Raw genomic sequence first — 22,488 nt, 5'->3', positions numbered from 1 at the left:
GCCGGGCCATCAGCGCGAGGCGGAGGCTGTGGCGATCGGCGCCCAGGCCGTGAACGGAGGGCGTTCGCGTTTCGACACCGACCGGCTCACGTGGGAGCACTCCGACGCCAGCCAGCGTGGGCGGCCCGTCCGCGCGTGCCGTTGCCGGGACCGCATCCCCCCTATTCGTTCGCCGCGGGCTCATCGGCGATGCATCGGCCGCTGCAAGGGGAGCGGGAACGGTCCAGGGCGCCTTGACGGCATCAGGCGGCGGTACCGCCGGATTCCAGACCATCAGGAGCCGGAGCGCAATCCAGCCCCCGACGCAGAACAGCAGGAAACGCAGCGCGGGCGCGTCACGGCGCACGTCGGCGCGCCGCAGCATCATCGCGCCGTACGCCGCAAGAAAGCATCCTCACGAACCGGGGCGCTTTCCGGATGGTCGGTCTTGTCCCACACGACCTCGCCCGATCGCAGCATCCGCCAGTAGAGGATGATCGCGCGGCGCGCCGCGAGCATGGCGATCATGTTCGCGACGATCGAACGCGGCAACGACATGGCCGCCTCTCCGGGGCCGTACCATCGCGCCGTGAAATGGCCGCGCATCCCCATGCGCCAGATCAGCAGCAGCGCGTTGAAGGCGAGCAGGAGCCGAAGGCCGTCGCCGATGGCAATTGCCTTCCAGCCGAACAGAAATTGCCCGGTCCAGCCGAGCGCGGTTACCATCAGTCCGGCATAAGCGGCAAGGAGGATGAGCGCGGCGAGCGGGGCACGACGGTCGCGCCACAGCATCCAGCGCGCGAGCCAAGCGCGGCTGGCGGGAAGCCCCGCGGAATGCAGCCGCGATCCTGGCCAGCCGAGATGGTCCCACCCCGCGAGCGCAATCCCCGCAACCCAGCGCGACTTCTGCACCACGGCCTTTTCGATCTCGCGAGGGAACGCACCGCGCGATACGATACGCTCGCCGGTCGGTCCGGTCGTATCGATGAAACGTGTACCGAGGCCATAGGCACCGATCAGCATGCCGACTTCATAGTCTTCGGTCAGGCTATCGCAGCGAAACGGGTCGCCCCCGCGCTCGATAGCCAATAGCGCGAGCGCGCGCCGGGTCAGCGCGCAGCCCACCCCGGCAGAGGGTAGCGGCAGGTCGAGACGCGACCGGACGACAAGTTCCTTGCCATGCGCCTCGGCGAACTCGTCGCCATAATGGCCGCCGATCCAGCGCGACCCGCGCTCGATCATCGGCGCGACCGGGATTTGCACCATCGCATTTTCGCCCAGATAGCGACGATAGAGCGCGAGTTCGTCCGGGTGTACATGATCCTCGGCATCGTGGAGAACGACGGCGGCGAAGCGCTCGGCTTCGGCCCTCTCATCCTCGCACAGCGCCGCCCACAGCCGGTTGAGATTGTCACCCTTGGTGGTCGGCCCTTCGCGCTCGCCGATCACGAGCCGCAATCGACGGTCGCGAGCGGCGAGCGGCGAGATGGCGAAGAGCGTCGTGGCATCGTTGGGATAGCAGCCGACATAGAGACGAAAATCCTCGTTCTCCCAGGCCGCGAGCGTCCGGCACAGCATCGCGGGCAGCGCTTTCGCTTCGTCCCATGCGGGTACGAAGACCGCGAAGCGCCCATCAAGCGGCGGCTTCGATGCGGTAGGCGGTTCGCGCCGCCGGCGCGTCGCCAGCCAAAGCGCATCGAACATCAGATCGTCGAGCCCGATCAGCAGGATTCCGACCGATGCGAACAGCATCAGTTCGTGGCCGGCCCCCATCACCAGCCATTCCAGCCATGCGGTCGACAGCTCCACCCTGCTAGTCCGCCCCACTGTGGCGTCATGCCACTCCCGCAGATATTGCTACCCGGTGAGGTCGATTTGTAAAGCGGGGGGCCTGCCGGTAGACAGTCGGCCAATCCTCGCCGAATGAAAGACTTGATCGACCGATGAACCCCCGTTTTCCGCCCCGTTCGGCCTTGCGCGACTTTCTCGAAAGCGAAAGCGCCGGCGGCATGCTGCTGATTATCGCAGCCATTTTGGCGATGATTGTCGCAAATTCGGCGTTCGCGGAACCCTATCAGCACACGATCCATGCGGTAACCGGCCCCGTGCTCACCGACAAACTCGGCCCGATGACCGTCCATTTGTGGATCAACGACGGGCTGATGGCGATCTTTTTTCTGCTCGTCGGGCTCGAGATCAAGCGCGAGTTCGTCGACGGCCGGCTCGCCAGCTGGGACCGGCGGCGGCTGCCCTTCATTGCAGCGGCGGCAGGGATGGCGGTGCCCGCGGCGATCTACATGCTCTTCGCAAGCGGGACGCAGGGGCTCGCCCGCGGCTGGGCGATCCCCGCGGCGACCGACATCGCCTTTGCGATGGGGGTGCTCGCGCTGCTCGGAAAACGCGCGCCGACCTCGCTCAAGCTCTTCCTCGTCACCGTTGCGATCGTCGACGACATGGGCGCGGTCGCGATCATCGCGCTCTTCTATACCGCGAAGATCAACCTGATCGCCCTGGGCGCGGCAGCGGCGATCCTCGGCGTCATGTTTGCGTGCAACCGGAGCGGAATGAAGCACCTTGGCGTTTATCTGACGCTGTTCCTGCTGCTCTGGTACGCGATGCTGCTCTCTGGCGTCCATGCGACGATCGCCGGGGTGCTCGCGGCGATGGCGATCCCGTTCGAGCGCACTCCCGGCGCGCCCGACAGCCAGCATTCGCCGCTGCACCGGCTCGAACACGGCCTTCATCCGTGGGTCGCCTTTGCGATCGTGCCGCTGTTCGGCTTCGCCAACGCCGGGGTCGACGTCCGCGGGCTGGGAATCGACCAGATTTTCGCGCCGCTACCGCTCGGTATCGCCGCAGGCCTGTTCGTCGGCAAGCAGATCGGCATTTTCGGCAGCGTCTGGCTTTCGGTCAAACTCGGCATCGCGGGCCGCCTGCGCGGGGCGACCTGGCTGCAGGTTTACGGCGTCGCGATGCTGTGCGGGATCGGCTTTACGATGAGCCTGTTCATTGGCGGGCTCGCCTTTCCGGGTGAAGCGCTGCTGGTCGAGGAAGCGAAGATCGGTATCCTGATGGGATCGCTCGCTGCGGCGCTGACGGGGTTTGCGATACTGCGCCTCGCACCGCTCCACCCCGAACATGGCGCGGTGGAGAGCGAATCCGATGCGGAGATCACCGCCGACGGCGATGTGCGTGACACCTCCGAAGGCCATGGCTAGACAGCCAACGATGAACAGTCCGATTTCGCTCTCGCTGGCCGCCGCCGCGCTTCTTGCGGGATGTGCCGCCGCGGGCCCCAAAGCTACTGCCGCGAAACCTGGCGTTGCGACGCTCGACGTCCGCCGAACCGCAGCATCGACGAAGGCGCTCGACGAGATCGCCACATCCTATCTGCGGCTCAGCCTCGAAATCGGGACGCATGAGCCGGGCTACATCGACGCCTATTATGGTCCGCCCGAACTGCAAAAGGCGGCCGAGGCGGCGCCCCGTGACAAACCCGCCTTGCTCGCCGCGACACGCGCGTTGATGACGCAGGTCGATCTGGCAGTGCGGCGGATATCCGATCCGCTGGCAAAGCGCCGCGCGACCTTCCTGCGCGCCCAGCTTCGCGCCGCCGAAACCCGGCTCATGATGATGCAGGGTACGCGCTTCACCTTCGCCGACGAGGCCGAGCGGTTGTTCGGGGTGCGCCCGCGCCTCCAGCCGCTCGCAAGCTACGATCCCGAACTCGCGAAGATCGAGGCGTTCGTCCCCGGCGAAGGCGCGCTCGCCGACCGGGTCGAGGCGTATCTCGATGCCTTCACTATCCCCAAAGACCGTCTGCAAAAGACCTTCGACGCCGCGATCGCGCGATGCCGCGGGCGGAGCATGGCACATATCCCGATGCCCGAAGGCGAGAGCTTCCGCCTCGAATTCGTCACCGGCAAGAGCTGGAGCGGGTACAACTATTATCAGGGAGGCTATCACAGCCTGATCCAGGTCAACACCGACCTGCCGATCCGCCTGTCGCGCGCACTCGATCTAGGGTGCCACGAAGGCTATCCGGGGCATCATCTGCTCAACATGAAGCTTGAGGAAAAGCTTGTGAAGGAGCGCGGCTGGGCCGAATTCAGCGTCTATCCGCTCTACAGTCCCCAAAGCCTGATCGCCGAAGGCAGCGCCAACTACGGCATCGACCTTGCCTTTCCCGCGAGCAGCAAGGCCGATACCGAGCGCGACGTGCTGATGCCCATCGCCGAGATCGCGGTGCCGTCGGACGACCGTTACTGGCAACTACTCGCCGCGATCAAGCGTGCGTCGGGGGCACGGCTAACGATCGCGCAGCGATATCTCGACGGCGAAATCGACCGGCCGACGGCGGTCGCGCTGACGCAAAAATACATGCTTGTCTCGCCCCAACGCGCCGAACAGTCGGTGAGCTTCACCGACCAGTATCGCAGCTATGTGATCAACTACGGCCTTGGCGAAACGATGGTGCGCGCCTGGGTCGAGCGGGGCAAGCCGTCGCGCGACGAGATGTGGCGGCGCATGGCGAGGATCGTCAGCGAACCGACGCTGCCTTCCGATTTGCTCGCACGGTGACGCGCGAGGCGGCGGATTACTCCGCCGCCATCGCCATTTCGACGCGCTGGGGACCGCGGATCACGCCGCCCGGCGTCGGCCCCTGCATCGTGCCGTCCCTGAAGGTCACGACGCCCGACTTGATTGTCGCGACATAGCCGTCGGCCTTTTGCAGCAACCGCTTGCCGCCCGCAGGCAGGTCGAAGGCGAGCCAGGGCTTGCCGAGCTTGATCGCATCCATGTCGATGACGTTCAGATCGGCGAGATAGCCCGGCGCGAGGACGCCGCGATCCTCGAGGCCATAGAGCAGCGCGGTATCGCGGCACTGGCGCTTCACGGCGTGCTCTAGCGCGATGCGCTTGCCCGCACGGTCGCGGACCCAGTGCTGGAGCATGAAGGTCGGCGAGGCGGCGTCGCAGATCGTCCCGCAATGCGCGCCGCCATCCGACAGGCTGTTGACCGTATCGTCCGACGCTTGCAGATCCTCGAGGAAATTGAGGTTGCCGTCGCGATAGTTCAAAATCGGGAAATAGATGAAGCCCTTGCCATCGTCCTTCATGAGGAGGTCATAGGCATATTCGGACGGCGAGACCCCGGCGGCCGCGGCGCGCGCCATGATGCTCTCGTCCATCTTCGGTTCGTAGTTGAAGTCGGGGTCCATTTCGAAATGGACCGGCCAGCCGAGGGCAACGACCTTCAGGAAATCGAGAATATCGCTTTCGGGCCAGACATTCTCCTCCCCGATCATCCGCGCCCTGAACGCCGGGTCCTTGAGCTTCGCCAGCTGCTGCTCCCACGGCAAGTCGATGATCTCGTTCCACGCGGGCTTGAAGCGGAACGGATGCACCGTCCCCTGCCAGGCCATGATGATGCCGTTGCCGCGCAGCGCGATCTGCGCGACGATGTTCGCGCCGGTCGCATTCTGTTTGCGCATTTCCGAGATCTGTTCCTCGAGCGGCAGTTCCTTGGCGATCGACTGGAGTGCGGCGAAGGTCACCGGCAGCCCGGTCTCGCGGCTCAAATCGCCCATCCACTGGAACTCGTTCCACTCGCGTTTCATGTCGCTCGCCATTTCGAACACGCCGTAACCCACGCGCCCCATCGCGCGGCCGATCGCGATCAGTTCCTCTGCGGTCGCGGTGGTGCCGGGGACGAGCTCGCCGTCGACCGACTTGTGGAGCACGGTACGGCTGGTCGAAAAACCGAGCGCCCCCGCGCGCACCCCTTCCTCGACGATCCGCGACATTTCGGCGATGTCCGCATCGGTCGGGATCGCGCCGGGCTTTTCGCGGTCGCCGAGCACATAGGCGCGCACGGCGCCGTGCGGGACGTGGCAGGCGACATCGACGGTGCGCGGCAGTTTTTCGAGCGCGTCCATATATTCGGGGAAGGTTTCCCAATCCCACGACATGCCTTCGGCGAGTGCGGTGCCGGGGATGTCCTCGACGCCTTCCATCAGGCTGATCAGCCAGTCGTGGCGGTCGGGCCTGGCGGGGGCGAAGCCGACGCCGCAATTGCCCATGACGACAGTGGTGACGCCGTGCCAGCTCGACGGCGCCATTTCCGCGTCCCACGTCGCCTGCCCGTCATAATGGGTGTGAACGTCGACGAAACCGGGGGTGACGATCTTGCCCGCAGCGTCGATCTCTTCGCGTCCGGAATCGAGGTTTTCGCCAATCGCGACGATCCGGTCGCCATCGACCGCAACGTCCGCGACAAAGGGCGCGCCGCCCGAACCATCGACGACGGTGCCGCCGCGAATCACCAGATCATGCATGTCCGCTCTCCCGATTTTTTAGTTTCACCGAAAAACCTATCATCAAAATCGCGAGATGCAAATAAGCGCGCCCGGGCTGCGGCAAGGCGCTATGATGGCAGGGTCAAGCAACAGGAGTCGCCGTCATGTTCCGTTCGCTTTCCTTCGCCTTTCTCCTCGCCGCGACCGTCCCGCTCGCAGCGCAGCAGCCTGCCACGCCCGATTATGGTGCCGCGCTCGCCGACCCCGCGCGTCCCGCCGCCGACCGCGACCGCGACGCGGTGCGCAAGCCCGCCGAACTGCTTGCTTTCGCGCAGGTCGCCCCCGGCGAACAGGTCGGCGATTTCGTGATGGGCGGCGGCTATGTCACCCGCCTTCTCGCCGCCGCAGTCGGCCCCGCCGGACGCGTCTATGCCTTCCAGCCCGCCGAGTTCATCGCGTTCAAGAAACAATATGGCGACGATCAGGCCGCGGTCGATGCCGCCTATGCCAATGTCGATGCTGTCGCCGGTCCCTTCGCCGCGCCCGCCTTTCCCGTGCCGCTCGACACGATCATCACCGTGCAGAATTTCCACGATCTGTATCTGAAGCCCTTTCCCGAGGGAACGGGCGACAAGGCGAGCGCGGCGCTGTTCGCGGCGCTGAAGCCCGGCGGCACACTGGTGATCGTCGACCATAGCGCCGCCGACGGCAGCGGCATAACGCTGTCGGACAGTTTGCACCGGATCGACAAGGATGCAGTGGTCGCAACCTTGACCAAGGCGGGTTTCAAGCTCGAAGCCGAAAGCGACCTCTATCGCCGCCCCGCCGATCCGCGTAGCGCCAATGTCTTCGACAAGGAAATCCGCGGCAAGACCGATCAGTTCACCCTGCGCTTCCGCAAACCGGGATAAGATATGACCAGCAACGACGAAGATTATGTCTATGACGAGGCCAGCGGCGAGTGGCTGTCCGCGAGCGAAGCACGCGACCGGGCGGCGGCCGCGGCGGCGGGTCCCGATGTCCGCGACGCGGTCGGCAATCTGCTCAGCGACGGGGACTCGGTGGTTCTGGTCAAGGACCTGCAGGTGAAGGGTGCGGGCCAGACGCTGAAGGTCGGCACGGTGATCAAGTCGATTCGCCTGACCGGCGACGATCAGGAAATCGATTGCCGTCACGACGGCATCAAGGGGCTGGTGCTGCGCGCCGAGTTCGTACGGAAGCGTTAGGCAGGGGCCGCCAATTGCACTACCTCTATCTCACCATCGCCATCGTCGCCGAAGTGATCGCGACCTCCTTCCTCAAACAGTCGGACGGTTTCCGGAACCTCGGCCCGTCGCTGATCATGGCAGCAGGCTATATCGTCGCCTTCTATTTCCTGTCGCTGGCGCTGCGCGACATTCCGACCGGCATCGCATATGCGATCTGGTCGGGGGTCGGCATCGTGCTGATCGCGACCGTCGCCTGGATCTTTCAGGGTCAGCGCCTCGACGCGCCCGCGATGATCGGCATGGCGCTGATCGTTGCGGGGGTGGCGGTGATGAACATCTGGTCGAAGACGGCCGCGCACTGACGGACGGGCGCTCGGGCGTTCAGGAAAACAGGCCCTTCCTCGGCCCCAGATATCCGAAGAGGTAGGCTGCAACCTTTCGCATCTGGATTTCCTCGGCGCCCTCGGTGATCCGGTAGCGGCGGTGGTGGCGATAGATATGCTCGAACGGCTTGTGGCGCGAATAGCCGATGCCGCCATGGACCTGCATCGCGCGGTCGGCCGCCTCGCAGACAAGCCGGTTCGCCCAGTAATTGCACATGCTGACCTTGTCGGAGAGCGTGCGTTCGATCTCCTTGTGCGGGGTATTGTCCATGTCCCACGCGGTCTTGCGGATCAGCAGGCGCAGCATCTCGGCCTGCGTCGCCAGTTCGACGAGCGGGAACTGGATCGCCTGGTTCTTCGCCAGCGCTTCGCCGAACGGCTTCCTTTCCCGGGCGTAGCGCACGCTTTCCTCGATACAGAAGACCGCCGCGCCCAACGATGACGCCGCCTGCCGGATGCGGTTCTGGTGGACGAAGCTCTGTGCGATCGACAACCCGCCATCGACCGGGCCCAGCCGCGCGCTGTCGGGCACCCAGACGTCGGTAAAGGTCATTCGGGGATGGTCGGTCGGCATGTTGAAGGTCCACATATATTCATCGACCGTCATTCCCGGCGTGCCCGTCGGGACGAGCAGGCACGAAATGCCCTTCGCATCGCCGTCATCGCCGCTCGTGCGGCAGAAGGTCGCGCAATGCGTCGCGACATGCATGCCGGTGATCCACATCTTGCGCCCGTTGATCAGCCAGCCGTCGACACCGCCCCGCGTCTCTCGCACCGCGCGCGTTTCCATGTGGGTCGCATCCGATCCGTGATCGGGTTCGGTGAGCCCGAACGCGGTACGGCGGTTCCCCTCGAACCCGCCGAGAATGAATTCCTGCTTCTGCTCGTCGCTCGTGCCGAACTGTTCGAACATTTCGACGAACGGGAAATTGCCGACGATGCTGTGCTCGTTCTGCAGATCATTGTGGAGGCCCAGGCCTTTCGCGGCGAAATGTTCGCGGATCACCGCCATCCACAGGTTCGACCCGTCCTTGCCGCCATATTTCTTCGGCGCCGAGAAGCGCCAGTGGCCCGCGGCATCGGCCTTGCGCGTCGCCTGTTTCAGGAGCTGTTCCCACTCATGGCGCGGCAGCCCCTGATTGTCCCAGTCGGTGCGGCTGTGCTCGCGGCGATGGTCGAAGAAGCGGATATTGTCATCGGCCAGTTCGAGCGGCCTGATCTCGGCCGCGATGAAGGCATCAAGTTCGTCGAGATACGCCTGCAAGTCGGCGGGCATCGCAAAATCCATCAATCGCTCTCCGTCCTGAATGATGCACCGGCATAGCCGGTGTTCTAGCCGCCGCAGCCCCCGCACCCGCCGCAGCCACCACCGCCGCATCCACCGCCGTCGCCGCCGCCATCACCTCCGCCCCCCGAGCCGCTATCGCTCTGCGTGCGCATCTGGTGGAGCGCGGCAAAGGCCGACCCCGCGAGCACGGTCGTTCCGAACAGCGCGACCGCGCGGCCCGTCTCGTCGGTCGTCGGCGCGCGACGGAGCCGCTCGTGGCGCTCGCGCGCCGACGCGACCGCTTCGACCGCGCCCCCGGTGCGCCGGTCGACGGCAAAGATCCGGATCAGGATCGCGATCAGCGTGACGACCAGAAAGGCAATCAGGAACCCGACCGGCTTGTCGCGCGACAGACCGACCATCAGCTTGGCGCTCCCGAACAGGAAAAGTCCGGTGAACGGCAACGCCGCGACCAGTCCGATCCGCCGCGCTTCGCCGCGATCGATCAGCAGGCGGCTCGCGATCAGCCGGCGCTCGATCGCTTCGGCGTGCGGCTTTGCCGCCTTGGCGAAATCATCCCAGCTTGCGGGCATCGACACCGCGAGCAGCGCGCGATCGAGGCTGGCGCCGCCCGGGACCCCGCTGCCGCGAAGGAAGCGCTTGCCTTCCTGTATCACCAGCGCACCCGAAGCGAGCAAGCGCGCAACGCCAGCCTCGACCAGACGCGGCGCATGCCCCGCGAGAAAGGCGAGTGTCTCGTCATCGGGCGTTCCAGCCGACTGCCCCGACGGGCGAAGCCGTCGCGGAATGATCACCGCCAATCTCCAGGCGGCGACAAACAGGATGAAATAGAGGAAAAGGAACGCCGGACCGTGCCAGTCGAGTGGATTGTCCATCATTCCTCCCATCATCCTGCGACGAACCAAAGTGCGATCAGCGTCACGGCTATCACAGCGAACAGGGCCGCACCACGCCGCACCGCCGCCTTGGGCACGATCCAGTGATCGATGGTCGATACGCGCACCGCGCGCGGGTCGACGACCAGCCGCCGGTGCGCATCGGGCCAGATGTCGGCGGGCGGACATGCGTCGAACCAGCGCTCGTAACTTGCGAGCGTGTCCGCATATTGGGCGAAATAGCGATGCTGCTCGTCATTGCCGCCGGCGGTCGGTCCGTGATGCAGCGGCCTTTCCAGTATCTCTTCACACAGGTGGTCCCAATAATCGCGGCTATAGGTCAGATGAAGGTGCCACGCCTGATCGACCGCGTCCGGCGGGGTGACCTGATGCCCCGCGACCGCGGCGAGAAACAGGAAACGGCGATATTCGTCCATCACGCGCGCGGCATGTTCGGCGGTCCAGCCATTCTCGCGCGCCAGTCGCGCCTCGAATGAAAAGGCCGCGTCATCGGGACCGACGCGATAGGCCGCAAGCAAGGGCCACAGCGGATGGGTTCCCGCGTTCATCCGCCCCAGAGCGTCCGCGCGCGTTCAAGCGCGGCATATTTGGGACTGTCGACCGCACATTTGTCGAGCGCCGCGCGCCGCATCACCGCGAGCAGGCCGGGCTCGGCCAGCGTCGTCGAGCCCGACAGCAGCGCGTCCGCGAGCGCCTTGTTCCCGGCGCACACTCCGGCGTCGAGGTCGCGCATCACAATGCCGAGTGCGTTCATCGCAACCGCGACCTGAAACTTCGCGTGCCCTTCGGCAGCGGGTTTGATGTCATCATTCAGCCAGTCGCGCACCGCCTGCACCATCTCGCGGTTGGCCGGTTCGCCGGCGGGCGCGACGGCGGATGACGGCGAAGCGGGCAACGCCCTCGTCCGTTCGGCCTCCGGCGCCTCTTCGCCGAGCAGATGGACCAGATCGAGTTCCTGCTCGGCGGTGCGCCGTCCGACGACGACACGTTCGACGGTTGCATCAGCCCCGCTGCGCCACGCCTGCCCCATCTGCAAACAGCCGAGCGCCCACCAGAGCGTGCGGTAGACCAGCCAGAAACGAAAACGGTCGCGGTCGACCGGCGCCCCGCCCGCGGCTTCATACGCCGCAAAATAATCCTCGAGCGGACCGACGCCGAAGGCCGGCCGGTCGATCCGGCCGAAACGCCACACGGGCATGCAGCCGAAGGCGAGGTCCTCGTGCGCGTCGCCGCGATGCGCAAGCTCCCAGTCGAGCACCGCGGCAAGCCCGTCCGCATCGACCATGATATTGCCCATCCGATAGTCGCCATGGACGAGCACGGCGGGCGCGGGTGCCGGCAGATGATCCTCGCACCAGCGGATCGCGAGCGCGATCGCCGGCCGGTCTCCGCCGTAGGAAAGAAAGCGTGCCTTCAGTTCGGCCAGCGCTTTGCCCGTATCCATCAGCGGGATCGCCGCCGGGATCGCATCGGCGGCAATCGCGTGGATATGCGCCAGCTCGCGCCCGAGATCGGCGAGCAGCGACGGCGGCGGGTCGGCCAGTATCGTCGCGGGATTCACCTCGGCGACAACGCGGCGCATTACATAACCGGTGCCCATGCCGTCGCCGTCTGCCAAAATGCCGACGACCTCGGGCGCCCTGACCCCCGATGCGCGGGCCGCCATCACGAGTGCCGCCTCGTCGGCGTGGTCATAAGGCCGTCCCGCCATATAGTCGGCCGACGGCGCGCGGCGCAGCACATAGCCGCCACCTGCCCAGTCGAACGCCCAGCTTTCCATATTGGCCCCGCCCGACAGGCGGGCCAGCCCGCCAAGCGCGCCGGGTCCGGCAATGCGGGCCATCACGGCGGACAGCAGGGCAGGAAAATCGTTCATGCGGTGATGGTGCGGATTATGCGACCCGAGCGCAAGCCGCCAATCCTGTCAGGCCGCAAGGGATACGCGACAATGCGGGCCGCCGCGATATCCCGGCGAAGGCACTATATCTTGAACCGCACCCTGTTGACATAATAGGAGGCGACGGGTTTTCCGGCCGCGTCCAGTGCGGGTTCGAACTGCGCGCGCGTCATCATCCCCTTGCACACCGCGTCGTCGAACTCCTTTGGCCGCGTCGATTGCTGGATATGGCAGCTGCGGGGCTTGCCCTGCTCGTCGACGATCAGGCGGAAATGCACCAAGCCCTGATATCGACCGCGCAGCATTTCGCGCGGATAGTCCTTCCTGTTCATCCAGTCTCCGGGACTGCCGACCGGGGCCACCCGCCGCGAGAGCGACTTGTGCGCCGCGGCATCGATACCCCAGCCGCGCAACAGGTCGTCGGTGCAGGCCGCGAGTATCTTTTCGGCGCTCGCCATCGATCCGGTTTCCAGCCGAATCGCCTGCTTACCGGGGATTTGGAGGTCAAGAAAACGGATCCGCTCGTAGAGCGCCGGATCGACGGCCTGGTGCCGACGCGGCCCTTCGCTCTCCTCGTCGGCCGCCAAAGCAGGGTTATAGCCCGCGATCCACAATCCGCCGGTGAGGACCAGCGCCGCCTTGCCATCGTCGAGGGTGCCCGGGGTGAAACCCTTTTCGAACGCCGGATCGTCGGGGCCAAAGCGAAGGGTGATCCTGCGTATATCACTGTGCACCGTCATCGGTCGCCCGGTCAGCGTCATATGGACGATCTGCCCCGGCCTGAACCGGTCGAGGACGAGCACAACCTGATCGTTCCCCGTTCCGAACGACCGCGCCAGCCGGCAACTGTCGTCGGCATAGTTGACGTGCCACTTCGACGATGGCGCAAGCTGCAACATATCCCCGGCATGCGCCGGCGCGGCAGTGGCGACCACCGCAGCCCCGGTCAAACAAGCGAAACAGCGTGCCATGATTCCCTCCTCCGACAGGGATAAATTTATAGAATCGCGCTATAAAGGCAATCTCATCCGATGGTCCCCCACGATACATAATCCTCGACATGCGCGTTGGGCCGGCGGAAGCTGGTGAAGCTCATGCTCGCGGAAAGATCGAGCGCCTCGATCTGGTGCCACCATCCGACCGGGAGGAAGATCGCCTCGCCCGGCTTGAGGACTGTTTCAAGCACGGGAGAACTCGCGCCGGCCAAAGCCTCATTGCCCCAATCGGAAAAACAGTGACGGCTGTTCCGCATGCGATCGAGCGCCCAGGGCGGCGCCATCCGTACATGTTTCCGCCCCATCACCTGTACGAGCAGGTTGTTGGTGAGGTCGTGGTGCCACGGCGTGAGCGTCCCCTTCGGCCCCAGCCAGAAGAACCCGTCGCGTGCTCCCCGGTCGTCGAGCAGGTCGACCGGCGCCAGATCGTCCCACAGGATGCTCAGCGCCGCGGCGTTCGTTCCGCTGTTATAGGCGGTCAGATAGACGTCGTTGCTCGGCTCGTCTTTGCGAAGCCAGTCGATCAGATCCGCAAAGCGGACGAGGCGGCGGTGGTCGTCCTTGGCCAGCTCGTAATCGGGATCGCGCTCGCGCTCGACCTGCGCCTCGACGACGGCATCGCCGGCGACGCGCGCGAAATGATCGAGCGACCAGCGTGTCAGCGCGGGCCAGTGATCGACGATGCCGGTCAGCTTCGCGGGCCGGTTCGCTTCGTAGTAATGGCGATAGAAATAATCGGTATCGGGCGCCTGCAGCGTATCGAGGGCAAAGCCGCCATCGGCCTCGCGCGCCAGCCGCTCCTGATTGGCGAGCAGCCAGCCCTGCTTCGCCATGCGCGCCGCCTGCCGTCGCAGCATCGCCGCCATCGGATCCTTGCCCAGCCGGTCGATCTCGTATCGGGCCGATGCGGCCGACACCCCCGACGCGACCAGCCGCGCGTGCAGCGCGGCATCGTCGTCGCCCGCCGCGAGGCCTTCGGCGATTAGAACGCGTTTGTCGGACTGCGACATCATGAACCTCCCCCACCGCTGAAGAACATGATTATGACAGATGGATGACGTCCGGGGCCAGTATCTAGTCGCCTGCGGGCCCCCGATAGTCCGGGCCATAGACCGCAGCGCGGAAATCGCGGTGCAGCGTGCCGTCATAGGGCATCGTCTGCACGAAAAAGACCGCGGTCAGCTTGTTGGCGGGGTCGACCCAGAACAGGGTCGAGGCGGCGCCATCCCAGAAAAACTCCCCGACCGCGCCGCGATTCTCCTCCGGCGTCTGCGGCGATGCCTTGCGGACGGCAACGTCGAAGCCGAAGCCGACCGCACCCTTGCCCGGCAGCCACGCGCGTTCGGTGATCGCGGGATCGAGCTGATCGGTCGCCATAAGCTTTACGGTCGAGGGTTTGAGAATGCGCACGCCATCAAGCTCGCCCTTGTTCAGCAACATCCGCGCAAAACGTTGATAATCGTCAAGCGTTGAAGCAAGCCCGAAGCCGCCCGGGGTCAACGCATTGTCCCGGAAATTGAGCTTCTGCGCCTCGGCCGCATCCTGCTGGACGAGCTCGCTGCCGCTCTTCACATTCATCGCCGCGAAGCGCGGCAACTTCGCATCGGGCTGGCGCCACGCGGTGTCGGCCATCTTCAGCGGTTCGAAGATATGGGCGTGGACATAGGCAGCGAAGGGCTGACCCGACAGTTTCTCGACCAGCGCCGCCTGCACATCGACCGCGATGCTGTATTCCCACCGGGTACCCGGCTGGAAAAGCAACGGCACCCCCGCCAGCCGCCGGCTCGCCTCGGCCAGCGGGATCGTCAGTGCGAGCGGGTCGGCGGCGACATAGGCGTCGTGCGCGGGCGTCGGCCCCGCGCCATAGGCGAAGCCCGCGGTGTGGCGCATGATGTCGCGGACGGTGATCGGACGTCCGGCAGCGATATAGCGCGGCTGGCCCGCTGCATCCCTGCCCGCATAGACGCGCATCTCGGCATATTCGGGCAGATATTTCGACAACGGATCGTCGAGGTGGAACTTGCCCGCCTCCCAAAGCTGCATCAGCGCGACGCCGGTCACCGGCTTGGTCATCGAATAGATTTGCGCGATCGTGTCACGGCGCATCGGGCGTCTGGCTTCGCGGTCGGCCATGCCGGCGCTGCCGAAATAGACCTCGCGTCCGTCCTGCCAGATCAATGCCGAGGTGCCCGCAGCGCGGCCATCCGCGATCATCGCTTTCAGCGCAGCGTCGATCCGCGCCCTGTCGATCTTCGACGTTTCGACGGACATGGCCTGCGCCCGCGCGGGCGATGCGGAGAACGAAAATGCGACCGCGGCCGAAAGCATGGCCAAAGCGATTGCCGCTGCGCGCATGGTTCTTCTCCCCTGTCCGGCGGACGAGCGCCGGTTCGGGGTATCTCACAGGGTTCGGCCCGGCAGGTCAACTCGGCAGCGATGTGAATAGGTTTGCGACTATTCGGCCGTCGCGGGTTCCACGGCGGCCAGGCTGCCGTTCTGGATCAACCATCGGGGATGTCCTGCCTGCACCGATATCATGATCCGGTCGATCGCGGCGGCGACCTGCTCGCCCTCCGCGTCGCGGTCGCGCTGGACGATGACGCGGCGCGCCTGCGCGTCGATCAGCACGCGCTCGCGCGGCAACAATTCGCCGACAGTCAGGCCCGCAAGGATAGCGCGGCTGGCCTCCTCGCGCTCTTCGAGCGTCGCAATGCGGCGGTTGAGCTGTTCCTCGACCTGCACCGCGGCGTTGGTCTGCTGGCGCAACTGGACGATGTTGACCCGCACGTCGCGGTCGAGCTCGCCGCGGATCTTTGCCGCGAGCTTGTTATCGAGTCGGCCGGCATAGCGATCTACGAGTACAACCCCGTCAACCGCCACCGCATCGCCTTCGACCCGCACATTGAGGCTGTCGACGCGGTCGCCTTCGCCGAGCAACGACCGCAGCTCGGCCTGCACCACCGACCGCGCGCGCACTTCGCCCGCGAGGCTGTTGAGCGTCAGCGCGAGCGGGATCGACAGGATGCCGAGCGTTACGACGATTCCGGCAACCTGCATCGCGGTGTGCTGGCGCGTCAGCGACGGGCCGAAATGATTGAGCCGCGCGACGATCGTCGCGGCGAAAGCGATGGCGAGCGTGTTGGTGAGGAACAGGAGCGCGGCGCCGAGCGCGAAGTCGAATCGCCCGGTGACAAGACCGAAACCCACGGTGGAGAGCGGCGGCACCAGCGCGGTCGCGATCGCGACGCCGACCATCACGCCTGACAGCTTGCGCATGATCGCATAGACGCCCGCGATTCCGCCAACCACCGCGACGCCAAGGTCGAGCAGGGTCGGCTGGGTCCGCGCGCGCAGTTCAGGCGTGACGTCCTTGATCGGCGACAGCCAGATGATCAGCATCGCAACGAGGATCGCGACCGCTGTGCCGGCGGCGAGGGTGATCAGCGAGCGCTTGATCAGATTGCTTTCGATCGTTGCGAGACCGAAGCCGAGCCCCATGATCGGTCCCATCAATGGCGACACGAGCATCGCGCCGATGACGACCGCGGTCGAGCTTTGCAGCAGGCCGAGCGTCGCGATCGCCGCCGCCAAAATAATCAGCAGAAGGAATTTTTTGTCGAGCCGCGCATCGCGCGCGACGCTCGCCAGAATCAACGAGCGGCCGTGGGCGTCGCCCCCGGCCGCTGCGTCATTTTCGTCTTTCTGTGCCGCGCGGCGACCGCCGGCGTTGAACGGCGCGTCGCCCGGTCCGGGCACCCCGGGATGATTACCGGCCACGGAAGCCGCTTAGATCTTCCCGGTCAGTTCGGGAACCGCGTTGAAGAGATCGGCGACAAGACCGAAGTCGGCGATCTGGAAGATCGGGGCGTCTTCGTCCTTGTTGATCGCGACGATCGTCTTCGAGTCCTTCATCCCGGCGAGATGCTGGATCGCGCCCGAGATGCCGATCGCGAAATAGACCTGCGGCGCGACGATCTTGCCGGTCTGGCCGACCTGATAGTCGTTGGGGACATAGCCCGCATCGACCGCGGCGCGCGATGCGCCGAGCGCGGCGCCGAGCTTGTCGGCGAGCGGCACGATGACTTCTTCATATTTCTCGCTCGAACCGAGCGCGCGGCCGCCCGACACGATGATCTTCGCCGAGGTCAGCTCGGGACGCTCCGACTTGGCGATTTCGGCGCCGACGAAGCTCGAGATGCCGGCATCGCTGCCCGCGCCCACGGCTTCGATCGAACCCGAACCACCCGAGGTCGCGGCCTTGTCGAACGCAGTGCCGCGAACGGTGAGAACCAGCTTCGCATCCGACGATTCGACGGTCGCGATCGCATTGCCGGCGTAGATCGGGCGGGTGAAGGTCTTCGGACCCTCGACCGACAGGATTTCCGAGATCTGCATCACGTCGAGCAAGGCTGCGACGCGCGGCGCGATATTCTTGCCGGTGGTCGTTGCCGGCGCGAGGAACGCGTCGTGGCTGCCCATCAGGTCGGCGACGAGTGGCGCGATATTTTCGGGAAGGTTGTTCGCAAAGGCGGCGTTGTCGGCGACATGCACCTTGCCGACGCCGGCGATGCCGGCGGCTTCCTTGGCGACCGCATCGACGCCCGAACCGGCGACGAGCAGATGAACTTCGCCGAGCTTCGACGCGGCGGTGACCACCGCGAGCGTGGCGTCCTTGACGGCGCTGCCGTCATGTTCGACCCAAACCAGAGTTTTCATGAGTGCACTCCCAGAGCCTTGAGCTTGGCAACCAGTTCATCGACATCGGCAACCTTGACGCCGGCCGAACGGGCGGCGGGTTCGCTGACCTTGACCACCTTGACGCGCGGTGCGGTGTCGACGCCGTAATCGGCGGGGGTCTTGGTATCGAGCGGCTTCGACTTCGCCTTCATGATGTTCGGCAGCGAGGCGTAGCGCGGCTCGTTCAGGCGAAGGTCGGTGGTCACGATCGCCGGAAGCTTCAGCTTCACCGTTTCGAGACCGCCGTCGACTTCGCGCGTCACGTTGACGCTGTCGCCATCGACATTGACCGCGCTGGCGAAGGTGCCCTGCGCCCAACCCGTCAGCGCGGCGAGCATCTGGCCGGTCTGGTTGTTGTCGTCGTCGATCGCCTGCTTGCCGAGGATCACGAGACCCGGCTGTTCGGCATCGGCGATCGCCTTGAAGATCTTCGCGAGCGCGAGCGGCTCGACGGTGTCATCGGTCTGGACGAGAATCGCGCGGTCGGCGCCCATCGCGAGCGCGGTGCGGAGCGTTTCCTGCGCCTTCGCCGGGCCGACGGAAACCGCGACGACCTCGGTCGCGACACCCTTTTCCTTGAGGCGGATCGCTTCTTCGACACCGATCTCGTCGAACGGGTTCATCGACATCTTCACATTGGCCAGGTCAACGCCCGTGCCGTCGGCCTTGACCCGCGGCTTCACGTTGTAATCGAGCACCCGCTTTACGGGGACGAGGATTTTCATAGCTTTTAAAGCTCCTCTCGAAGAATTGTGCACTGCGCCATAATTGGCGTTTACGTAAACGTCAACTAGCAGTCCCTGGTTCCTCTCCCCTTGAGGGAGAGGATAGGAAGACTTGGCCCGAAAGACCTAGTCGGGCTTGGTGAGGTCTGGACGTTGCCACCCTCACCGCTGCGACCGGGCAGCAAGCTGCCAAGTCTGGCCGCCTCTCCCCGAGGGGAGAGGCAATTCTCTATCACGCGACCTTGCGAACCTCGGCGACAATCTTCTGTGCCGCATCGCCAAGATCATTTGCCGCAACGATCGGCAGGCCCGAATTGGCGAGGATGTCCTTGCCCTCCTGAACGTTCGTGCCTTCGAGGCGGACGACGAGCGGAACCGAAAGGTTCACTTCCTTCGCCGCGGCGACGATGCCGTCGGCGATGATGTCGCACTTCATGATGCCGCCAAAGATGTTGACGAGGATGCCCTTCACGGCGGGATCCTTGAGGATGATCTTGAACGCTGCGGTCACCTTTTCCTTCGAAGCGCCGCCGCCGACGTCGAGGAAGTTGGCGGGGAATTCGCCGTTGAGCTTGATGATGTCCATCGTCGACATCGCGAGGCCCGCGCCGTTCACCATGCAGCCGATATTGCCGTCGAGCTTGATGTAGGCGAGGTCATATTCCGACGCCTCGACCTCGGCCGGATCTTCTTCGGTCAGGTCGCGCAGCTCGGCGAGGTCCTTGTGGCGGAACATCGCATTGCCATCGAACGCCACCTTGGCGTCGAGGACGAGCAGTTCGTCGCCGTTCGCGCCTTCGCAAACCGCGAGCGGGTTGATTTCGATCTGTTCGGCATCGGTGCCGAGGAACGCGGCATAGAGACCGCCGAGGACCTTGGCCGCCTGCTTCGCGAGGTCGCCTTCCAGCCCGAGCGCCGCGGCGACGCTGCGCCCGTGGTGGGGCTGGATCCCGGTGGCGGGGTCGATGGTGATCGTGTGGATCTTTTCCGGCGTGTCGTGCGCGACGGTTTCGATGTCCATGCCGCCTTCGGTCGAGGCGACGACCGCGATGCGGCTGGTGGCGCGGTCGACGAGCAAGGCGAGGTAGAATTCCTGCTTAATGTCGGCGCCGTCGGTGATGTAGAGGCGGTTGACCTGCTTGCCATGCTCGCCGGTCTGGATCGTCACCAGCGTGTTGCCGAGCATATCCTTGGCATGTGCTTCGACTTCCTCGATCGTCTTGGCGAGGCGGACGCCGCCCTTGGCATCAGGGCCGAGTTCCTTGAACTTGCCCTTGCCGCGGCCGCCCGCGTGAATCTGCGACTTCACGACATAGAGCGGCCCGGGGAGTTGCTTCGCGGCTGCGACGGCTTCCTCGACACTCATCGCGGCGATGCCTTTGGGGACAGCGACGCCAAATTTCGCGAGCAGTTCTTTCGCCTGATATTCGTGGATGTTCATGAGGTCTGCCGGGCCTTTCGACTCTGGAAGGGGAGGATCGGCGCCGCCTAAGCACAAGTTTGGCAGCAATTCTACCCCCCGGGACCCCCAGATAATCTTGTGCATGGCAAAGGCTTGCGGCCAGCCGGTCCGTCTTCCGGATGACGTCAAGAGCCCGAGCTGATAACCGGGCGGGGTCGAGCTACGGGATAAGGGACGCGAAGATGCGGATAAAGCTTCTTGTTTTGGCGTTATCGGCATTCGCCGGTCAGGGCGCCGCGACGGCCCAGGTAAACCAGTCGCTCGATGTCCAGGTCATCGAGGCGCCGAAAATCGTCCGGATCGGCGCGACCGACCAGCTCGTCTATGAGCTCCACCTCACCAATTTCTCGAGTCACCCGGTCGAGCTCAACGGGCTTGTGATCGAGGCAGGTAACCGGCACACGCCGCTAAAAACCTATAGCCGAGACGAGCTGCCTCAGGCGATGGATCTCGTCGGACCACCTGAAGCCAACGCGCGTATCATTCCAACCGGCCGCCGCGCCGTCGTCTATGTCGGCGCCCCCGTCCCGGCCGCCTTTCCTCGCGAGCCGATCTCGCACCGTCTGACGCTGAGCAAGATCGACACCGACGAGGCCGACTTCACGATTTCGGGCGGTGCGGCAACGCTGGAGACGGCCGCGCTGCCCCGCCTGTCACCGCCGCTGCGCGGGGGCCCCTGGGTCGCTGTGTATGATCCCGCCATGGAACGCGGCCATCGCCGGGTCTTCTATGCTACCGAAGGGTCGGCAACCCTGCCTGGCCGTTTCGCGATCGACTTCATGAAGGTGGACGCGAGCGGCAAGCTGTCTGCGGGCGATGCCGATATTCCTGCAAACCATCATGGCTTCGGTGCCGCAGTGCTGGCAGTCGCCGACGGCACGATCGTTGCGGTGCGCGACGATGTACCCGATCCGGCGACGGCCAAGGGACGGACGAACCCCGCGATCGCCGACGCGAGCGGCAATTATGTCATGCTCGACATCGGTGGCGGGCGCATCGCGACCTATGAGCATCTGAAGCAGGGCGCGCCGGTCGAGGTGGGTGACCGCGTCAAGGCGGGACACGTCATAGGTTTCCTCGGCTTCACCGGCCAGGCCAGCGCCCCGCATCTGCACTTTCATCTGGCGGATCGCGCGTCAATCCTTGGCGCCGAGGGCCAGCCCTACGTTTTCGCGTCGCTCACGCGGCTGGGGCGATATGAAACAATCGACAGCTTTTTCCGCGGCGAGACATGGCCGCCCGCTGACCGTTCCGAAACCGTGCGTGACAGCTTTCCGCCGCCAAACCTCGTGGTCCGCTTTCCGGGCGACTGAAGGCCTAGCGCAACGCGCAAAGTGCGGCCGAACTCGTCGAGACGGTCAGGATTTCAGGATCCTTGAGTGCGCGGACCTTGCGAAAAAACTGGTCGAGCGTGAGGTCGGTGACGTGCTTGTCCTTGAGGCTGCCGAGGGCCGACAGGCGCCGCAGTTGGACGAGCGACAGCCGGTCGACCATGCGTTCGGCCATGCAAGCCGACATCGCTTTCGAAAGACCCGCGTTGTTGAGGCCATTGCGCAGCCGCGTCTCCGGCGTCGCGCAGGCGGCGAGCGTGAGCGACAGCAGCAGCGGAACCGCAACCCATGACTTCATCGTCTTACTTTCCATGGAATTCGGCGACCGCGCCCGACACAGCCTGCATCAGCGCCATGCGCGCCGGGATCGACGAGGTGGTGCTGCCGAGCATGACGACGATGGCATAGCGGGTGCCGTCGGGCGCCGTGGCAATACCGATATCGTTATAACCCGCGGTCATGCCATTCAGATCCTGCCCCGTGCCGGTCTTGTGAAGGAATTGCCAACCGGGCGGCAGTCCGGCCTTCAGACGCTTCGGGCCGCTCTTCGTCCGGCTCAGCACGCCCAGCAAATAGTCGGTTGAATCAGGCGAAAGCAACGTCCCGCGCGCCAGCCGCGTCAGCGCGCTCGCGATCGCCGTCGGGCTCGCGCCGTCGACCGGATCGGCGAGATAATTGTCCATCGCCGTACGGCGCGCCGCGGGCGAAAGCGCCGCGCGTGCCGCCTGGAAATTGCGGCCGCGCGAATAGCTTTGCTGCCAGGTCAGCCCCGCGGTCCCGCTTTGCAGCAACCGCTCGCCGGGTCCGAACCGGATCGCCCCCAGATCCTTCTTCGAAATGAAGCCGCGTACCGCATTGGGGCCACCGACGGTGCGGAGCAGGCTGTCGTTTGCGGTGTTGTCGCTGTGGGTGATCGCGGTCTCGATCAGGTCGCGGACGCTCATCGTCACCGACCCTTCGGACTGGACGCGCGCCGCAAGCGGCTGGTGGAACAGCGTCAGGTCCTCGGGCCCGATCCGCACGTGCTGATCCATGCTGATCCGTCCCTGATCGACGGCATCGAGCACCGCCAGTGTGACCCAGAGCTTCGACACGCTCTGCTGCGGAAACAGGTCGCCGCCGCGCTGCGCCAGCGCCCATTCGCCGTCGATACGCTGGACCGCGATACCCGTCTTTCCGGGGAAGGCGCGCCACAGCGCATAGATGCGGTCATTAAGGCCGGCGGGCGCGCGGCGGAAGCCGGGATCGATCGGGCCGGCGGGGCGCGGCATCGCCGATCGCACCGGCTG

At 65.3% G+C, this 22,488-nt stretch carries 22 protein-coding genes; 6 read left to right on the top strand and 16 right to left on the bottom strand.

What is annotated here, in order from left to right; all coding sequences use genetic code 11:
* Together VN047_RS04385 and VN047_RS04380 are read right to left on the bottom strand one after the other, a co-directional pair.
* Positions 1 to 367, bottom strand: a 367-nt coding sequence (locus VN047_RS04385; protein ID WP_325540402.1) for a hypothetical protein, incomplete at its 3' end; no start/stop codon positions are given.
* Complete coding sequence (locus VN047_RS04380; RefSeq protein ID WP_325540400.1) at positions 364 to 1,788, bottom strand: glycosyl transferase family protein; 1,425 nt, start codon at positions 1,786 to 1,788, stop codon at positions 364 to 366. The genes VN047_RS04380 and VN047_RS04385, both read right to left, overlap by 4 nt.
* A 134-nt stretch (positions 1,789 to 1,922) precedes the next feature.
* Here VN047_RS04380 and nhaA point away from each other — a divergent pair, with 134 nt between their 5' ends.
* Together nhaA and VN047_RS04370 are read left to right on the top strand one after the other, a co-directional pair.
* Positions 1,923 to 3,197 carry a Na+/H+ antiporter NhaA gene (gene nhaA, locus VN047_RS04375; protein ID WP_325540398.1) on the top strand — a complete coding sequence of 425 codons (1,275 nt, stop codon included), beginning with the start codon at positions 1,923 to 1,925 and terminating at the stop codon, positions 3,195 to 3,197.
* A 10-nt stretch (positions 3,198 to 3,207) separates the two neighbouring features.
* Positions 3,208 to 4,560 carry a hypothetical protein gene (locus tag VN047_RS04370; RefSeq protein ID WP_325540396.1) on the top strand — a complete coding sequence of 451 codons (1,353 nt, stop codon included), beginning with the start codon at positions 3,208 to 3,210 and terminating at the stop codon, positions 4,558 to 4,560.
* A 16-nt stretch (positions 4,561 to 4,576) separates the two neighbouring features.
* On the opposite strand, the gene VN047_RS04365 is transcribed toward VN047_RS04370, so the two are convergent.
* A complete protein-coding gene (locus tag VN047_RS04365; RefSeq protein WP_325540394.1) occupies positions 4,577 to 6,316 on the bottom strand; it encodes a D-aminoacylase in 1,740 nt (579 codons plus the stop codon).
* A 125-nt stretch (positions 6,317 to 6,441) separates the two neighbouring features.
* On the opposite strand from VN047_RS04365, the gene VN047_RS04360 reads away from it, so the two are divergent.
* The 3 genes from VN047_RS04360 to VN047_RS04350 are packed head-to-tail and all read left to right on the top strand — an operon-like array spanning position 6,442 to position 7,847.
* Positions 6,442 to 7,188, top strand: a complete 747-nt coding sequence (locus VN047_RS04360; RefSeq protein WP_325540392.1) for a methyltransferase — start codon at positions 6,442 to 6,444, stop codon at positions 7,186 to 7,188.
* A 3-nt stretch (positions 7,189 to 7,191) separates the two neighbouring features.
* Positions 7,192 to 7,503 carry an alkylphosphonate utilization protein gene (locus VN047_RS04355; RefSeq protein ID WP_325540390.1) on the top strand — a complete coding sequence of 104 codons (312 nt, stop codon included), beginning with the start codon at positions 7,192 to 7,194 and terminating at the stop codon, positions 7,501 to 7,503.
* A gap of 14 nt (positions 7,504 to 7,517) precedes the next feature.
* Positions 7,518 to 7,847 carry a multidrug efflux SMR transporter gene (locus tag VN047_RS04350; RefSeq protein WP_325540388.1) on the top strand — a complete coding sequence of 110 codons (330 nt, stop codon included), beginning with the start codon at positions 7,518 to 7,520 and terminating at the stop codon, positions 7,845 to 7,847.
* 19 nt (positions 7,848 to 7,866) lie between these two features.
* Here the strand turns inward: VN047_RS04350 and VN047_RS04345 are convergent, their stop codons facing one another.
* The 11 genes from VN047_RS04345 to sucC all read right to left on the bottom strand — a co-directional run bounded on the left by VN047_RS04345 (position 7,867) and on the right by sucC (position 19,847).
* Entirely contained in the window at positions 7,867 to 9,156 is a 1,290-nt protein-coding gene (locus VN047_RS04345; RefSeq protein WP_325540386.1) for an acyl-CoA dehydrogenase family protein, read from the bottom strand.
* Positions 9,157 to 9,200: 44 nt separating this feature from the next.
* Entirely contained in the window at positions 9,201 to 10,034 is an 834-nt protein-coding gene (locus VN047_RS04340) for a TIGR04222 domain-containing membrane protein (RefSeq protein WP_325540384.1), read from the bottom strand.
* A gap of 8 nt (positions 10,035 to 10,042) precedes the next feature.
* Positions 10,043 to 10,600 (bottom strand): hypothetical protein, encoded by a 558-nt coding sequence (locus VN047_RS04335; RefSeq protein ID WP_325540382.1) that lies wholly within the window; start codon positions 10,598 to 10,600, stop codon positions 10,043 to 10,045.
* On the bottom strand, positions 10,597 to 11,928 hold the full coding sequence (locus VN047_RS04330; RefSeq protein ID WP_325540380.1) for a phosphotransferase family protein: 1,332 nt from the start codon (positions 11,926 to 11,928) through the stop codon (positions 10,597 to 10,599). The genes VN047_RS04335 and VN047_RS04330 overlap by 4 nt, the downstream gene beginning before the upstream one ends.
* Before the next feature lie 104 nt (positions 11,929 to 12,032).
* Positions 12,033 to 12,920: an energy transducer TonB gene (locus VN047_RS04325; RefSeq protein ID WP_325540378.1), complete on the bottom strand. Its 888-nt coding sequence runs from the start codon at positions 12,918 to 12,920 to the stop codon at positions 12,033 to 12,035.
* 53 nt (positions 12,921 to 12,973) lie between these two features.
* Positions 12,974 to 13,957 (bottom strand): cupin-like domain-containing protein, encoded by a 984-nt coding sequence (locus VN047_RS04320; protein ID WP_325540376.1) that lies wholly within the window; start codon positions 13,955 to 13,957, stop codon positions 12,974 to 12,976.
* Between the two features lie 61 nt (positions 13,958 to 14,018).
* Positions 14,019 to 15,215 carry a serine hydrolase domain-containing protein gene (locus VN047_RS04315; RefSeq protein WP_325540374.1) on the bottom strand — a complete coding sequence of 399 codons (1,197 nt, stop codon included), beginning with the start codon at positions 15,213 to 15,215 and terminating at the stop codon, positions 14,019 to 14,021.
* Positions 15,216 to 15,398: 183 nt separating this feature from the next.
* Positions 15,399 to 16,721 (bottom strand): DUF389 domain-containing protein, encoded by a 1,323-nt coding sequence (locus VN047_RS04310; RefSeq protein WP_325540372.1) that lies wholly within the window; start codon positions 16,719 to 16,721, stop codon positions 15,399 to 15,401.
* Positions 16,722 to 16,730: 9 nt separating this feature from the next.
* Entirely contained in the window at positions 16,731 to 17,660 is a 930-nt protein-coding gene (locus VN047_RS04305) for an electron transfer flavoprotein subunit alpha/FixB family protein (protein WP_325540370.1), read from the bottom strand.
* Positions 17,657 to 18,406: an electron transfer flavoprotein subunit beta/FixA family protein gene (locus tag VN047_RS04300; protein WP_325540368.1), complete on the bottom strand. Its 750-nt coding sequence runs from the start codon at positions 18,404 to 18,406 to the stop codon at positions 17,657 to 17,659. The genes VN047_RS04305 and VN047_RS04300 overlap by 4 nt, the downstream gene beginning before the upstream one ends.
* 232 nt (positions 18,407 to 18,638) lie before the next feature.
* Positions 18,639 to 19,847 (bottom strand): ADP-forming succinate--CoA ligase subunit beta, encoded by a 1,209-nt coding sequence (gene sucC / locus VN047_RS04295; RefSeq protein ID WP_325540366.1) that lies wholly within the window; start codon positions 19,845 to 19,847, stop codon positions 18,639 to 18,641.
* 203 nt (positions 19,848 to 20,050) lie between these two features.
* Here sucC and VN047_RS04290 point away from each other — a divergent pair, with 203 nt between their 5' ends.
* Complete coding sequence (locus VN047_RS04290) at positions 20,051 to 21,181, top strand: M23 family metallopeptidase (protein ID WP_325540364.1); 1,131 nt, start codon at positions 20,051 to 20,053, stop codon at positions 21,179 to 21,181.
* A gap of 4 nt (positions 21,182 to 21,185) precedes the next feature.
* Here VN047_RS04290 and VN047_RS04285 read toward each other — a convergent pair whose 3' ends face one another.
* Positions 21,186 to 21,497 (bottom strand): hypothetical protein, encoded by a 312-nt coding sequence (locus VN047_RS04285; protein WP_325540362.1) that lies wholly within the window; start codon positions 21,495 to 21,497, stop codon positions 21,186 to 21,188.
* 4 nt (positions 21,498 to 21,501) lie between these two features.
* Positions 21,502 to 22,488, bottom strand: a 987-nt coding sequence (locus VN047_RS04280) for a serine hydrolase (protein ID WP_325540359.1), incomplete at its 5' end; no start/stop codon positions are given.

The organism is Sphingopyxis sp., assembly GCF_035565275.1.
Taxonomy (GTDB): Bacteria; Pseudomonadota; Alphaproteobacteria; order Sphingomonadales; family Sphingomonadaceae; genus Sphingopyxis.
This window is presented reverse-complemented; position numbering and strand designations above follow the sequence as displayed.